Annotated in this window: 12 protein-coding genes; 4 read left to right on the top strand and 8 right to left on the bottom strand. The window is 54.6% G+C overall.

What is annotated here, in order from left to right:
* Positions 1-108: 108 nt before the first annotated feature.
* Positions 109-450, top strand: a complete 342-nt coding sequence (locus tag BMW46_RS15470) for a hypothetical protein (RefSeq protein ID WP_177171102.1) — start codon at positions 109-111, stop codon at positions 448-450.
* Positions 451-1,249: 799 nt separating this feature from the next.
* Here BMW46_RS15470 and BMW46_RS13565 read toward each other — a convergent pair.
* Complete coding sequence (locus BMW46_RS13565) at positions 1,250-1,519, bottom strand: hypothetical protein (RefSeq protein ID WP_074709187.1); 270 nt, start codon at positions 1,517-1,519, stop codon at positions 1,250-1,252.
* A gap of 1,055 nt (positions 1,520-2,574) precedes the next feature.
* Here BMW46_RS13565 and BMW46_RS13555 point away from each other — a divergent pair.
* Positions 2,575-2,763: a DUF3460 family protein gene (locus tag BMW46_RS13555; protein WP_074709185.1), complete on the top strand. Its 189-nt coding sequence runs from the start codon at positions 2,575-2,577 to the stop codon at positions 2,761-2,763.
* 97 nt (positions 2,764-2,860) lie between these two features.
* Here the strand turns inward: BMW46_RS13555 and BMW46_RS13550 are convergent, their stop codons facing one another.
* From BMW46_RS13550 to miaA, 7 genes are all read right to left on the bottom strand, one after another.
* Complete coding sequence (locus tag BMW46_RS13550) at positions 2,861-4,063, bottom strand: acetyl-CoA C-acyltransferase (RefSeq protein WP_074709184.1); 1,203 nt, start codon at positions 4,061-4,063, stop codon at positions 2,861-2,863.
* Between the two features lie 161 nt (positions 4,064-4,224).
* Positions 4,225-6,777, bottom strand: a complete 2,553-nt coding sequence (locus BMW46_RS13545; RefSeq protein ID WP_074709183.1) for a 3-hydroxyacyl-CoA dehydrogenase/enoyl-CoA hydratase family protein — start codon at positions 6,775-6,777, stop codon at positions 4,225-4,227.
* A 27-nt stretch (positions 6,778-6,804) separates the two neighbouring features.
* Complete coding sequence (locus BMW46_RS13540) at positions 6,805-7,224, bottom strand: acyl-CoA thioesterase (RefSeq protein WP_074709182.1); 420 nt, start codon at positions 7,222-7,224, stop codon at positions 6,805-6,807.
* Positions 7,225-7,325: 101 nt separating this feature from the next.
* A complete protein-coding gene (locus tag BMW46_RS13535; RefSeq protein WP_218141805.1) occupies positions 7,326-9,317 on the bottom strand; it encodes an AMP-dependent synthetase/ligase in 1,992 nt (663 codons plus the stop codon).
* Positions 9,318-9,324: 7 nt separating this feature from the next.
* Positions 9,325-11,664: an acyl-CoA dehydrogenase gene (locus BMW46_RS13530; protein WP_074709181.1), complete on the bottom strand. Its 2,340-nt coding sequence runs from the start codon at positions 11,662-11,664 to the stop codon at positions 9,325-9,327.
* 65 nt (positions 11,665-11,729) lie between these two features.
* Positions 11,730-12,086 (bottom strand): BON domain-containing protein, encoded by a 357-nt coding sequence (locus tag BMW46_RS13525; protein ID WP_074709180.1) that lies wholly within the window; start codon positions 12,084-12,086, stop codon positions 11,730-11,732.
* 59 nt (positions 12,087-12,145) lie between these two features.
* A complete protein-coding gene (gene miaA, locus BMW46_RS13520; protein ID WP_218141806.1) occupies positions 12,146-13,069 on the bottom strand; it encodes a tRNA (adenosine(37)-N6)-dimethylallyltransferase MiaA in 924 nt (307 codons plus the stop codon).
* 319 nt (positions 13,070-13,388) lie between these two features.
* Between miaA and BMW46_RS13515 the strand changes: the two genes are divergently transcribed.
* Both BMW46_RS13515 and BMW46_RS13510 read left to right on the top strand, forming a co-directional pair.
* Positions 13,389-14,543, top strand: coding sequence for a 3-deoxy-7-phosphoheptulonate synthase (locus tag BMW46_RS13515; protein ID WP_074709178.1), 1,155 nt, complete (start codon positions 13,389-13,391; stop codon positions 14,541-14,543).
* Between the two features lie 122 nt (positions 14,544-14,665).
* Entirely contained in the window at positions 14,666-15,667 is a 1,002-nt protein-coding gene (locus tag BMW46_RS13510; RefSeq protein WP_256377077.1) for a cobalamin-binding protein, read from the top strand.
* Positions 15,668-15,784 lie beyond the last annotated feature (117 nt).

The following is a 15,784-nucleotide window of genomic DNA, read 5'->3' as shown; positions in this document are numbered from 1 at the left end:
TGATCCTCGAGCACCTTCGGTTGGAGTCACAACCCAAGGCCCCGCGACTCGCTACTCCTCTGTAATGTAGTGGCACTGGACCCCACGGCGCTTGCCGTTGACCACTAGGTGCGCGCACGCCTTCCCGTAGTGCTTCAGTGTGCGGTTCTCCTTGATCTCGCGTTTGGCGGAGAGGTCGCAGCTGTGGTGTGTCCTTCCTTTGTCAATCTTGTACGTCTTGCCGTTCGTGTCCGCATAGTGAAAGTCGATGCGCCAGTTGCAGAGACTGAATTGAGGGACGGCACACCCGAGATATGCTATCTGGTCCGTGATCTTCTTGCCACTTCCGTGAATTTCGTGATTGAGTTGACACTCGGGAACACGGACGGTGACCCCGGCGGGGGTGTCCATTTCAAATCCCCCCACTGGTTCGGCGCCGATGGCCGTGGCGGAGGCGGTGGAGGTCACTAGTGCTCCCCCAAGTGCAATGGCGCTGTACAGCACAGCCACTTGCCAGAATCGTTGCATCGTTATCTCCTTACCTCCATCATGGAGAATTCTTAAGCTCATGTACTCATACCAAAAACAACCTCCTTATTAACTTTAATGACAAGCGAGGGCGAAAAAGTTCATGCGGATGATTTTTCTTGTTGGTCGCAGTCATTTTTTGCTCCTATGGAATGGCTATCAATCAGCTAGTGTGCTAGCCCAGCCTATTCAATACCACGCATCTTTCAGACTGATCTGCTCGGTTATCAACATAGTTCAGTAGAATGTTTGCAAATTGATGCCGTGGCTGATGTTGAAGCGCGATGACCAATAAAATTAACGGAAGAAGCATTTCAAGAGGATATTTCGCTTCAAATTGCTGGTAACCTGAACCAAGAAATTATTAATGAGGTTTTCCCCTGTTACCGGGGATAGAGCGGGGATAGGACTGTGGATAAGTCTCTTAAGACTCTGTTTCAGCTAGATCTAATAAAATTGGTCAGATTTGTTGCAGTGTGTTTTTCTCGAAAACAGTTCTTGAAAATCTATTCTTGATTGCTGTCATCTCAACAAGTTTCGATAAGGTACGAGGAGGTACGAGGCATTGAAAACCTGCCCGAAGGCAGGGGAAAGGAAGCCGGCACTTCCGGTCAGTTGGAGCCCCCTCAATTTCTTCTCATTGGGATAGCCTGATATCCAGTTATAACGCGTTAAACGCGATAACTGAGAGTTCATTCATGAATTACCTTTTTATCTGGAGAGTCAATATTCCAAATAGCTATTAAGGCCCGTAAGATTTGCGTGGACTCTTTATCGTGCGGATGGCTTTGTCTAGTAGAAAACGCGTTTTTTTGGCGGCTCGCTCGTCTTTTTTCGTCAACTCTTTCTGTACCATCTCCGCGAAAGCGATTAAGTCCTGTCGGGGATAAGCGTCCTGCACACCACAATCTTGAAAGAATTCAGCAATCCAATGAGCATTAAGTTCGGTGTTTCCCGTTTCTTCTAAATACGTCTCTGCTGCCATCTTCACGTAATCCGTCAGTTTAGGCATCGTGTCTCCTCATAGATCTGTAGATGCTCGGAGGTGGCAAACCCGCAAGGGCGATCTCCCCACCGCCGCCGCTGGGCGGCAAGAAGCAGCTGTGGTATCTCACGAGGAGAATCGGTCAGCCGATTTTCATGCCCGGGCTGTCCCGCACCAGGTATTACCCAAGCAGAGCCCCCGCATCTCAGAGACCGCGAAACGGGTAAATACCTGGGTAATTTGAGTACCTGTCCCTACGACCCCAACTCGGATACCTTTGCCTAATTAACAACTGCTTGCGCAACATAAGCTTTGCCGCGGTGTTTATCGGCGAAAAATGGCGCAATACCGCTACTATTTTTATAGCAAGCAATCCAAAAATTGCTTAGGAGGAAGAGTAAAGGGCATTCTCTTACGTAGCGTTATTCTTTTGCCGCGCCATAAAGCCGAGTAAACCAAGCCCGGCCAGCAGCATGGGATAAGCTTCGGTTGGGGAATCTAAGCTGTTACTTCTACTTTTCCTATTTGAACCTGGAGCGTATATTCGCCACCGTTCGGCATAATATTGGACCCAGGACTCCAACCGGTATCCAGTGCCTCGCTGCAACACTGGGTTACACCAGCAATATAGTGACCAACCGGTGCTTCTGCCGATAAAAAAGAATCAAAAGAATGTACCGATCCACCAGCTCCTGCTGATACTCGCGCTCACTAATGTCCCGCCCGAGATCGGGCGGTTCGCCAATACCGCCAACCGGCAGACCGACAAGCGTATCAGGAGTTACATATCCGGCACAGAGTCTAATAGGCGAAACGGTACGCCAATCGAAAAAAGCGATACGCAGTGAACAAGGCGGCTTTGCGTCATTTCTTATTTACTGAATTACGGCTCTCCGTATTACCGGGCGTTCAATATAGTGTCGGAAGGTAGGCGTAGCTGTAATATCGATCTACTATCCACCATTTATCATCACGTTTTATCCGTCTTACATAGGTCTTCACTGATGCGAAGCGGCGGGATTTGTGGTAAAGTTTTCAGGTAGTTGTAACTGGAGAATGGAAGGAAAAAGTAAGGAAGGATCATGGCGAAATTTTACGAATCCGATCACACCCGGTTCATGCGTGAACTGTTCGAGAAAAATCCGAAATTGCCGGAGGACCAGAGGGAAGCGCGCGCAATCTGGTGGGACAAAAAGCTGGACCCGGAAGAGCGCCGGCGTTTCAAGGAATCCGCGATGCCGCAAAAGGCTTACGTCTATTTCGGAAAATAGACGTCCTGCCTGGGAGCCTGGAAGCTTTTCCGGGCACTATCCCCACGTCCGGAAATTTTCCAGTACGACGGAAGCGACCGAAAGCGGTTGAAACACGTTACATGGCTTCAAACACCCCTGCTGCACCCATTCCGGTGCCTACGCACATGGTGACCATGCCATACTTCTGATGGTGCCGGCGCAAGCCATGCAGCAGCGTCGCGACGCGAATGGCGCCGGTGGCCCCCAACGGATGGCCGAGCGCAATGGCTCCCCCGAGGGGATTAATCTTCTGCCGGTCCAATCCGAGATCATTGATGACTGCAAGGCTTTGCGCGGCAAAAGCCTCGTTCAGTTCAATCCAGTCGAGATCGTCCTGTTTCAGGCCCACCTGCTTTAGCGCCTTCGGTATTGCCTTCACTGGACCGATGCCCATGATTTCCGGCGGCACGCCCGCTACCGAATAGCCGAGAAAGCGTCCCATCGGCGTCAGGTTGAACCGCTTCAATGCGCCTTCGCTTGCCAGCACCACCGCACCTGCGCCATCAGACATCTGCGAACTGTTACCCGCTGTCACCGTACCCTGGGCTGCAAACACCGGCTTGAGCCTGGAAAGAACTTCCGGGTTCGTGCCCGGTCGGGGGCCTTCATCGGTATCCCGAACTACTGCCACATCTCGTATTTCATGGGAAGCAATATCGGGTCGCTTTTCCACTACAGTATAGGGGGCAATTTCCTGCTCGAATTCCCCTGTCTCGATTGCTTTCAGCGCCCTTGTGTGGCTCGTCGTCGCAAACTCGTCCTGAGCCTCACGGCTGACCTGCCACCGCTGAGCGACTTTTTCACCGGTAATACCCATGCCATAGGCGATCGCCACGTTTTCATCGCGCAGGAATATGGCCGGGTCCAAAGCCGGCTTGTTGCCTGACATCGGTACCATGCTCATGCTCTCGGTGCCGGCCGCTATGATCACATCGGCCTCTCCCAGCCGGATACGGTCGGCGGCAAGCGCCACGGTCTGCAGTCCTGATGCGCAGAAACGGTTCACTGTCATTCCGGGTACGCTGTTCGGCAACCCCGCCAGCAGAAGCGAGATGCGTGCGACGTTCAATCCCTGCTCCGCCTCCGGCATGGCGCAACCTGCTATCACATCATCGATGGCAGCAGGGTCGAGACCTTCGCACTGATTGACGGCAGTCCTCAATACGTGGGCGAGCAGGTCGTCGGGACGCACGGTCTTGAACATTCCGCGCGGCGCCTTGCCTACCGGTGTGCGGACGGCAGATACGATGTAAGCATCGCTGGTTTGCTTCGTTGTCATGATGAATTTCCTTTACGCTGATTCACAATAAAAACGATGATGGCTTTGACCGCCTTCGGCTTCCCTGTCGCACTACTGAAAACTGCTTTCATTGCCTTTTTCGTTCTTATCTGCGCTTGTTCTTCCTGATCAGCGGTAAGTCGTTAAGTTGCCAGCTTTCCTCAGTTCCTGAGGGGTTTTCCCGTTTTCAAGGTATGCTCGATGCGTGCCTGGGTCTTTTCGGTTGCCAGTAGTTCGATAAACGCATCCCGTTCGAGTTCCAGGAACCATTCCTCATCGACCAGGCTTCCGGGTGTGAGTTCTCCGCCACACATCACAGAGGCAATCTTGGTGCCGATCAGAAAGTCATGATCCGAGATAAAATTGCCTTCGTGCATGTTAACCAGCATGCCTTTGATGTTCGCGATGCCGGTTGCACCGGCAACGGGGATACGGCGCGCTCTCAGCGGAGGGCGATAGCCCGCCTCCGCCATTGCCGCCGCTAGCGCCTTGGCAATATAAAGCAGTTCAAACCGGTTCATCACGATTTCGTCGGCACGCCGCAGATATCCCAGCTCTTTGGCTTCCTCCGCACTTTTCGACACTTGGGCCGTGGCCACGCTTTGAAAGTAATTTTTCAGTACGGGAAAAGGATCGCCGTCTTTCGCCTTCTGCGCTGCGCGCAGCGCCAGCTCCTTGCAGCCTCCTCCCGCTGGCAACAATCCCACGCCGGCTTCCACCAGTCCGATATAACTTTCTAAGGTAGCGACCGCACGGTCACAATGCATGACGAATTCGCATCCGCCACCGAGCGCAAGTCCATCCACCGCCGCAATCGTTGGAATCATCGAATAGCGCAACGCCTGCGAAGTCTGCTGGAATTGCGCAATCATTGCCTCCACTTCCGCCAGCTTGCCCGCCATCAGGGCATCCGCAAGATTGAGCTTGCGCGCGGCCTTGAGTACGGCGGATTGCGCCGTTTTCTTGAATTTCTTCGCCAGCACGTTGAGAGCTGAAGGAGGTTCTTCGTTCTTCAAGCGCTCGGTTGCCTTCTTCAGATTGGCGCCAGCAGAAAAGGGAGGGTCGGTCTGCCAGATTATCAGGGCACCCCAGTTACGTTCAGCTTCGTCTATCGCCTGTTGAATTCCATCCAGCACGTCACTACCGATAGTGTGCATCTTGCTCTTGAAGCTGAGTATGGCAATGCCGTCGTCGCCCTTTTCCATGCGACCACCTGCTTCAGCCTTTTCCGGCATGCTCCACATCCTCACCGCCTGGGTTTCAAATACGGTCTGGCCATACCGGGGTTCTTCGCTCAGCAGCCGGTCGGTAAACAATTGCCGCCGGTATACCGGTAGCGAGGAGCGTAGCCGAAAACTCTTGCTGGAAGGCGCGTAAGAGCCCGGCTTCCTGTGTACCCCCTGTATGTCCGGGTTGACTGCCTGCGCCGGGCTTTGTCCCAATTCGTGCACCCACTCCGGCAGCGGAGCATTGCTCATACTCTTTCCAGCAGCGATGTCTTCGCTGATCCATCCGCTGATCTCGCCCCATCCGGCGGCCTGCCAGGTTTCAAACGGACCCTGCGTCCAGCCGAAGCCCCAGCGCATGGCAAAATCGAGGTCACGGGCATTGTCCGCTATTTCCTCGAGATGCACCGCGCAGTAATGAAATAGATCGCGAAACACCGCCCACAGGAACTGAGCTTGCGGATGAGGACTGGCGCGTAGGGCTCCCAGTTTGCCGGCAGGGCTTTTGTCTTTGAGCAGTTCCGCTATGTCAGGGTCCGCCTTGCCCGCCGAGAGCACATATTCGTTTCGCGCAATATCCAGCACGTGAATGTCCTTGCCTGTTTTCTGATATACCCCCCGCTTCGTCTTCTGACCGAGCGCGCCTTTGTCTATCAGGGCTTGCAACCAGGGTGGCACCGCATAGTATTCGTGCCAGGGGTCACCCGGCAGCATTTGGCGCATGGTATTGATCACGTGGGCAAGAATATCCAGTCCCACCAGGTCGGCAGTACGGAAAGTCGCACTTTTCGGGCGCCCAATGAGGGAACCGGTCAAAGCATCCACCACGTCGAATCCAAGTCCGAACTCGCTTGCGTGATGCATGGTGGCGAGCATGGAAAATACACCAATCCGGTTGGCAATAAAATTGGGCGTATCTTTCGCGCGGACGACACCCTTGCCCAGGTAAGTAACCAGGAAGGCTTCCAGGTCGTCGAGCATGGCGCTATCACTGGTTGTACAGGGTATCAATTCCACCAGGTGCATATAGCGCGGCGGATTGAAAAAATGGATACCGCAGAAACGGTGGCGCAGGGTTTCCGGGAACACCTGCGCCAGTTGATTGATGGACAGTCCCGATGTGTTGCTGGCAAAAATTGTGCGTTCCCCCAGATACGGCGCTATTTTTGCGTACAGCCCCGTTTTCAGATCCATGCGCTCCGCAATCGCTTCGATTACGAGATCGCACTCCCCGAGCAGTTCAAGGTTCTGGTCGTAGTTCGCAGGCTGTATGAATGTTGCTCTGGCTGTGCTCGACAGAGGTTGGGGGTCCTGCTTTTTAAGATTTTCGATTGCCTTGACTACATTCGCATTGGGATCCTCTCCGGCGGAAAGCTCGAATAAGAGGGTTTCAACGTTCGCATTGATCAGATGCGCTGCAATCTGCGCTCCCATTACTCCTGCGCCGAGAACGGCGGCCTTGCGCACGGTGAATCCAGAATTATTCACTTTTACCTCCAATACGATATGTCCACATCACCCGGGAGGAACCACGCGCGGCTTGCGATGCTCATCGACCGCAACATAGGTTAGCACCGCTTCCGTCACCCGATAGCATATTTCCTTGTCGCCCTGCCGTAATCCGCGCTGCGCATACACGGCCACATCCACCGTAATGGAAGTCCGCCCAATTCGGACGATATTGGCATAGAAGCTTACGACATCGCCGACGAATACCGGTTGCTTGAATACGAAGGAATTCACGGCCACGGTTACGACACGACCGCGAGCCCGGCGGATGGCGGGAAGGCTGCCGGCAATATCCACTTGCGCCATGATCCAGCCCCCGAATACGTCTCCCGCATAATTCGTATCCGTGGGCATCGGCACCAGCCGCAGCACCGGGTCGGAATCCTCAGGCAGCGATACCTGAGATTCAGCGTCACTGTCTGTCATTTTTTATGATTTCACAGGATAAGGTATACGCTGGAGGGAAGCAGATTCAACTACTCACTCTCTCCCGCGAATTTTTCGGCATGAAGGCAATTATCTGCTCATTACTTCGTGTAGAGCCTGTCCACCTCGCTTTTGTAGTGGTTCAGCACATAAGTACGCCGCAGTTTCAACGTCGGTGTCAACATCTGGTTCTCGACTGTCCACGGCTCGGTCACCACGGCAATGCGATATATCTTGGCATAACCCGGAAATCCTTTGATCTGATAAGCGATCCGTTCCAGCAGGATTTCTTCGAACTTCGGATCGCCCCCCAGACGGCGCCAGTTCCGATCGAGATGGTATTCATCTGCCATGCTTTCCCAATTTCTGGAATTGAGAACTGCCAGCACCGCTAAATGAGGACGTCCCTCGCCAACCACTATGACCTGTTCAAATAACGGATCGCGCAGAATCGCTGCTTCCATGTTGGCAGGCGGGATCTTTTCCCCGGTCGACATGACAATGATTTCCTTTACCCGACCGGTAATGGTGATATGCCCGGACTCATCGATTTCCGCGATATCGCCCGAATTGAGCCACCCGTCCGGGGTCATTACCGCTCGAGTGGCCTCCTCATTGTTCCAGTAACCGAGCATGACGTTGGGTCCGCGAATAAGCAAGGCATTCTGCTCGCCGAGCTTCACCTCCACCCCTGGAATAGGCCGTCCGACACTCGCTGGAGCATTGTCCTCGATCGTATTGCAGCAAACCACCGGGCTGCTTTCCGTCATACCGTAGCCCTGGAGGATGGGTAGGCCCAAGCCGATAAATACGCGGGAAACCTCGCTCGATAATGCGGCTCCGCCACTCATTGCTGCGCGTAGCCGCCCTCCCAGTTTGCTCATCACCTTCTTTGCCACCAGTATTTCCAGCAATGGCCACAGCGCATGGGAAAAATGCTTCTCGGCGCGCCCCTGCTGATACTCGAACCGGTTATACCCGATCTCGACTGCAAGGTCGAACAGCCTGCGGCTCAGCAGGGGACCCTCCGCCAGCTTGGCGCGAATGCCGGCATATATGCGCTCATAGATTCGGGGCACCGAAACGAGGATGGTCGGCCGGATGATCAGCAAATCCTCCTGCAGCTGGGGAATCGAGCGCGCATACGCCACTGTCGAACCCCGCATCATCGGCACATAATAACCGGCAGTTCGCTCAAACGTGTGAGACAGCGGCAAAAAGGAGAGTAGCACATCGCTTTCTTCGATCGGTACGACCTGCAGGCAGCTATGCGCATTGGTCAGTATATTATGATGACTGAGCATCACGCCCTTGGGGTGCCCGGATGTGCCCGACGTATAAATGATGGTAGCCAGCTGATGCGGGTCACGAGCGAGGACACGACTTAGCGCGGCTTCTTCCGAAGCTTGATGGTCCGGCTCCGCAGGAAGCTGATAGACGGGTTCCACGCTTGGCAACGACTGGGTCGGTCTCTCGCCGGGGAACCACTCTGGTAGCCAGTCATGCAGCGCAAGTACGAGCTCGTTCCCTCTATGGCCCTGCCTGACGCTGCCCTGGATAATGATGACGCGCACAAGCCCTGCCATCTGGTCACGCACTTCGGAGAAAGCGAGCCACTGCCCCAGTTCCTCCAGCAGAAGTATCTTGACGCCCGCATCCTGAAGGATATAGGCCGCATTATCCGGGCGATCAGTGGGATAGAGCGGCACTACCACCAGCCCAAGCCTCAGCGCAGCCTGTTCGAACATTACCCATTCCGGGCAGTTTCTTAACATTATCCCGACGCGGTCACCCGGTTTGAGCTTTTCCTTCGATAGCGCAATCACCCAGTGTGCAATGCGCTCATCCATTCGCGACCAGGTAAGGTCACGCCACTTGCCGCTTGAGCGGTCATAATCCCGATAGGCTATCGCTTCGGGCGTGCGGCGTACCCGCTCGCGGAACAATCCATCCAGAGTTCCCGCAGTTTCCACCGGAATGATGCCCGCCATGTCCTTTCTTCCAGATGTTGTAGGGATTTCCGCTTCGCTTGGCGTTGTTGCCGGAGATAACGCCGATCGAACCTGCTGCCGGCTGGCGGAGGCATTGTTCATATATTGCTCATGCGTTGGTTAACGAAGCAGCCTCAGTTGCCTTGTCCGACCTGGAGCCAAAGTCAGAAGGAAAATCATCCACCATGATCACGCGGCGCCGCAAGGCTCCCATTTTTTTCAATATTTCCAGTTCCGTAGACGTAATGACTCTTTGCTTGAGGGCAGCCGCGATACTCTCTTCTTCCTGGGCGGGAATCTGCCCGCTCTTTATCGCCGTACGCAGCTTGGCTTCCGTTGCCTCACAGGACACTGCATGCTGCAGTGCCTGTTCCAGAATATTCAGCGGCTCGTCTTTCGCTGTGGGTATGTAAATACCGGCAGTGAGGCGATCACGTGCGTCGCTGGGCGCCAGCATCAATGTCGCAATTTTGTGTTCCAGTTCGTCCGGGGGCGGAGAGAACGGTTTACCCAGCGGAAACACCATGAATCGCAGTACGCGTCGTGTAAATCCGGTAGCGGGAAAATTATCCAGTACCCCATCGAATGCCTGTTGCACGCGATACAACGCATCCTGCATGGACCAATGCAGCAGCGGCAAGTCAGAAGGGGGTCTGCTATCGTCATTAAAGCGTTTCAGCACAGCGGAGCATAAATAGAGAAGGCTTAGAATATCGCCCAGGCGCCCAGACAAACGCTCCCTGCGTTTGAGCGACCCACCCAGAACCAGAAGGGAGATATCGGCGAGAAAGGCGAAAGCGGCCGAGCAACACGCCAGCTGGCTGTAGTAACCCTGTACTTCCGGATCTGTGTTGAGCGGCTCCTTCGCAAACCTGCCGCCGGTAAGCCCGTGCATGAGCGATCGTAAGCCATTGCCGACCGTAAAGACAAAATGCCCAGCCAGAGCCTTGTCGAATTCCACCAGCCCCCGCTTCGTGTCGGAGTCCCCGGCGGCGCGGATTTCCTTCAACAGGTACGGGTGGCAGCGTATCGCGCCCTGGCCGAAAATGATCATGTTTCGCGTGAGGATGTTGGCGCCTTCCACAGTGATGCTGACAGGAATCTGCTGATAGCTGCGTCCCAGGTAGTTGCCGGGTCCCAGGCAGATGCCCTTGCCTCCATGCACATCCATTGCATCATTGATCACCTCGCGTCCCCGCTCAGTGAGATGGTATTTGACAATGGCGGAGATCACGGAAGGCTTTTGCCCGAGATCCACTGCCCCCGCAGTCATCATTCGCGCCGCATCCATCATGTAGGTATGGCCTCCGATGCGTGCAAGTGCTTCTTCAACACCCTCAAAAAATCCGATAGGCTGCTTGAACTGCACACGCACTCTGCTGTAAGCGCCCGTTGCGCGTGTGGCCAGCTTGGCTCCGCCAGTGCTGGTGGCGGGCAGGGAGATGGAGCGGCCCGCGGCAAGACAGTTCATCAGCATGCGCCACCCCCGTCCTACCCCTTCGATTCCTCCGATCACATACTCCATGGGGATGAAAACGTCCTTTCCCGAATTGGGCCCGTTCTGAAACGCGGCATCGAGCGGAAAATGACGGCGACCGATCTCAACACCCGGCGTATCAGTGGGAATCAGCGCCAGGGTGATGCCCAGATCCTTCTGGCCGCCCAGAAGTCCATCCGGATCATGGAGCTTGAATGCAAGTCCGAGGAGGGTCGCGACCGGGCCAAGCGTGATGTAGCGCTTCTCCCAGGTCACGCGCATGCCCAGCACCTTCTCATTACCGTTGAACGTGCCATAACATATAATGGCCGAATCGGGAATGGCGCTTGCATCCGAACCTGCCTCAGGTCCAGTGAGCCCGAAACACGGCACCTCCAATCCCTTCGCCAACCGCGGAAGATAGTAGCTCTTCTGCTCTTCCGTGCCATATTGCAGCAGCAGTTCAGAGGGGCCCAGCGAATTTGGCACCATTACAGTCACTGCAGCGGTGCCGCTGCGTGAACTGATTTTCATGATGACCTCGGAGTGCGCGAACGCGGAAAAGCCGAGCCCCCCGTACTCCCTGGGAATAATCATGCCAAAAAAACCCTTGTCCTTGATGAACTGCCATACATGGGGCGGCAGATCGTGCAATTCCCGCGTGATCTGCCATTCATCCAGCATCGCGCACAGTTCTTCCACAGGACCGTCTAGAAAGGCTTTTTCTTCCGCCTGCAGCTTGGGCTTGGGAAATGCCAACAGCTTGCTCCAGTCCGGTCTGCCGCTGAACAGTTCTGCCTCCCACCATACTGTGCCGGCATCCAGCGCTTCCTGCTCGGTTTGCGAGATATGGGGCAGAATCTTACGGAAGATTTTCAGCAGGCGGCTGGAAATGAGGATGCGGCGCACCTGCGGTACGAAAATGATGACGCTGGCAACTAAAATCAGCGTCAGAAGCAGAGATGAGATCAAGGTAATTTTCCTTGGTAGATTTGTGACACCTGTAAAAAACCGGCTCTCTATACGGGTGCGGCTTCTCAGCCGTCAGCCGGAGCGGGGGCGCCGCGGACATTCATCTTGTTATCCACTTTCTTTACTCCTTCAACCATCCACGTGAGCATGTTGACACGATCCAGTTGAGCCTGATTATCCGCAAAACCGCTCAGCATTACCGTTCCATTATGCGATTCCACCCGGACGTCGAGATGCCGGACATCCGGATCCGCCTTCAAGGCGCCCTGTATCGAACTGTTGAGCGTGCTATCATCCACAATCGCCTGGGGATCCGGCGTCTTCCATGATTCATGCACCTTCTCTTCTTTTCCGCAACTCGCCAGGAAGAGGGCACCTGCGAGGGCGACGGCTAAAACTACGGGTTTATATCTATCGATCATTTTATTTTTCCTGGTCAGAATAAAAAATGCCAATCTCGCGCTGATCAAATAATTACCGATTATGAAACCTCTGTAAACTTCAATCCAGTATTGAGGAGGTAGGTTTTCACCTGTTCAGGCAGATTTTCTTGCAGGCAGTCGAATTCTCTGGTTTCTTTCATAGAACGAAGCCAGGTGAGTTGGCGTTTCGCCAATTGCCGGGTTGCGGCCAACGCCATTTCCCGCATTCGCAATGCGTCGGTTTCTTTTTCCAGATGCATCCATACTTGCCGGTAACCCACGCACCGCATCGAAGGGTTTTCGTCACTGAGATAGAATTTATCACGGATTGCCCGCACCTCATCAATTAATCCATGCTTCAGCATCTGCTCGAAGCGGGCTGCGATGCGCTGGTGCAGTGCCTGACGGTTGCCGGGAACGAGCGCAATCTTGACCACCTCGTAGGGTAGTGAAACATTTTTCGGCTTGCTCAGTGTTTCCGACATGGGTTTGCCGGTGAGATAGAACACTTCCAGGGCGCGCTGTATGCGCTGGCTGTCGGTTGGTTTGATGCGTTCTGCGCTGGCGGAGTCCAGCCGGAACAACTCCTGGTGCATCGCGGGCCAGCCGCTTTTTCGAGCTTTGGCTTCAATCGCAGCGCGCAACTCGCTGTCCGCGGAAGGAAGTTCCGAAAGTCCCTCGAGGAGCGTCTTGAAATAGAGCATCGTGCCGCCTGCCAGAAGCGGAATATTGCCCCGATCCGTAATCTGCCGCATGGTGCGCAGTGCGTCAGTGCGGAACCGGGCAGCAGAATAATGCTCAGGCGGATCGATCAGATCGATGAGATGATGAGGCGTGGCCGCCAGCGCTTCCGCGTCTGGTTTCGCAGTGCCGATATTCATGTGGCGATAGACCTGCGCCGAATCCACGCTGATGATCTCCACCGGAAGATAACGTGCGATATGCAGCGCGAGCCCGCTTTTCCCGCTTGCCGTCGGCCCCATCAGAAAAATTGCGGACGGATAGGGGGAATAGTCCGCTTTTTTTTCATTCCGGATTCTTCTGCCCTGTTCAGTCACGGTAGCGGGGAAAAGGCTATGCCTATGGTAATTGCCTGCCTCGTGGATCAACCTCTATATTTTCGCCAAAGCGCTTCGGATGGTTCCCGGTTTGTGTTGCGAGTGGTCCGGGATTGAAATCTGTTTTATTCAAGGGATTAAACGCGATATTCGATTGAATGACAAGCATTGGTTTTTTCGGTTAGAATCCATTCCTTGACTGGGCGCCCAAGCCCGCCGCGTTTGCCCAAACCAATTCTATTTTATGATTCTTGTACTTAGCCCGGATACCGGACCTGAAAGTCCCGACTACAAACAGTTACTGGCGTATCTTGCCAATATGCCGGGAATATCCACTCGAGTGCGCACCGAGGTCGGCAGCGAGCAGACGCTCACCGAAGTGTATCTGATCGGGAACACGAAGGCGCTGCTGGTCGAGGATATGCAAAACCTGCCATGTGTAGAGCAGGTTGTCCGGATCTCGGAGGAGTATCGTGTTCTTGGTCGACACAAGGATGATCACCGGCCTACCCATTTCGATTATAACGGAGTGCGTTTCGGTCAGGATACGCTGAACGTTTTTGCCGGACTGTGCGCAGTGGATACGCTCGAGCACGTCGAACTGATGATGCAGGCGCTGCGGGACAACGGACAAGTGTGCACCCGCATGGGAGCCTACAAGCCCCGTACCAGCCCCTACTCGTTTCAGGGCCACGGCAAGGCCTGTTTACCCTACGTATTCGAACTGGCCGGAAAATACGGGATCAGGGTGATAGCCATGGAAATCACCCACGAATCCCATCTTGAGGAAATCTGTGATGCGCTTTATCGCACGGGCAATGCCACCGGGGTCATGCTGCAGATCGGCACGCGCAACACACAGAATTTCGAGTTACTGAAAATAGTGGGACGCCAGCAGGATTTTCCGGTGCTGCTCAAGCGTGGTTTTGGTATTACCCTGGATGAATCTCTCAACGCTGCAGAATATCTAGCATCCGAGGGTAACCGCAAAGTCGTTTTCGGTCTGCGCGGCATGAAAACCAACATGGGCGATCCGCATCGCAATTTTGTCGATTTTGCCCATGTGCCAGTGGTCAAACGGCTGACACGCATGCCGGTCTGCATTGATCCGTCGCATTCTGTCGGAATGAGAGCCGCGTCCCCAGATGGCATACTCGATATCATGCATGCAACTGCGCAAGGCGTCATCGCCGGCGCCAATATGATACTGGTGGATTTTCACCCTGCGCCGGGGAAAGCGCTGGTGGATGGACCTCAGGCGTTGTTGATGAGGGAATTGCCGCTTTTCCTGGAAGACGTGGCCATTGCGCGGAAAGCCTACGAGCAGCGTGCTGCCCTTGCCCAGCGTTATCAGGAGGATGCCGAACCGGCGCTGTCCTCCTCGGTACAAAGCGCCTGAATTGCCAGTCTGAACTTCTTTTCGAATAGACACTCCAGGCACGCCGCACTGCCGGCTGCCTCAGCTTCCCCTTTCTCATTCTTTCCAGTCCTTCTCCATAGACATGCCGGGAGGGGAGCAGCGTGACTGTGATACGCCAGGTCCTGATGCTGCTGTTCGCATTGCTTACATCGGCTTTCATGGATTCCGGCAATGCTGGCGGCGTAATTCGACCGGCATCCTCCCCAGGTTTTGCTACTCCCGCAACCGGAACATCTTTATCGGGCTTTCCGGGGACGATGACGGACGATGACGGTCGCAGTGTTCGTATGACTCACGCTGCAATGCGCATCATTTCCCTTTCACCCAACATCACTGAACTGATATTTACTGCTGGAGCCGGGAAAAAACTGGTTGGAGTCAGCAGGCACAGCAATTATCCGGATACCGCAAAATCCATTCCCGACATAGGGGACTCATTCAGTCTGGATCTTGAGAGAATTGTCGCACTACAGCCCGATCTGCTGCTGGCCTGGCGCAGTGGCAACGCCAGAGCCGATATCGAGAAGCTGGAAAGGCTTGGCCTGACTGTCTTTGCGACAGAAGCAGTCACGCTGGCTGATGTGCCGCGCCTGCTGCGAACCATCGGCACGCTGGCGGGAACATCAGGGCCAGCGGAACGGGCAGCGAAAGCCTATGAAGAGGAATTGCAGCGGATCGAGAGCAGCTACAGCAACCGGCCCAGGGTCAGCGTATTCCAGTTGATCTGGCATCAGCCGCTGATGACGGTAAACGACCAGCACCTCATCAGCGATGTTATCGATGTATGCGGCGGCACGAACGTGTTTGCGCTGGCATCTTCCCTGACACCAGTGGTATCCGGGGAAAACCTGCTCGAGGCGGATCCGGATGCCATCATCAGCAGTGTCTCACTGGAGCAGGATGAAAGCGCGACGGCTGAAGTCAAGGCTTTCCTCCGGCAGTTTTCGCCGCTCAGCGCGGTGAGGAATAACAATGTATTTTTCGTGCACCCCGATCTGATCCAACGCCAGACGACTCGCGTGTTGCAGGGGACACGTCTGGTTTGCGAACAGCTGGAACGCGTTCGTTCCCGCCGGAAAACCGCCCGCCTGCCTGATTCCTGATTTTCGTGCTCCCCCATGAACATGCACCGGCAGGCCCTCAGAAGCGGATTTGTCAATCAGGAGGATAAGAATTTCTCTTGAGAAAACAGATGAATGGTAAAATAAGCGTTTATGCTT

This window comes from Nitrosospira multiformis (assembly GCF_900111585.1).
Lineage (GTDB): Bacteria > Pseudomonadota > Gammaproteobacteria > Burkholderiales > Nitrosomonadaceae > Nitrosospira > Nitrosospira multiformis_B.
The sequence above is the reverse complement of the archived record's forward strand: the minus strand, read 5'-3'. Positions and strand labels throughout refer to the sequence as shown.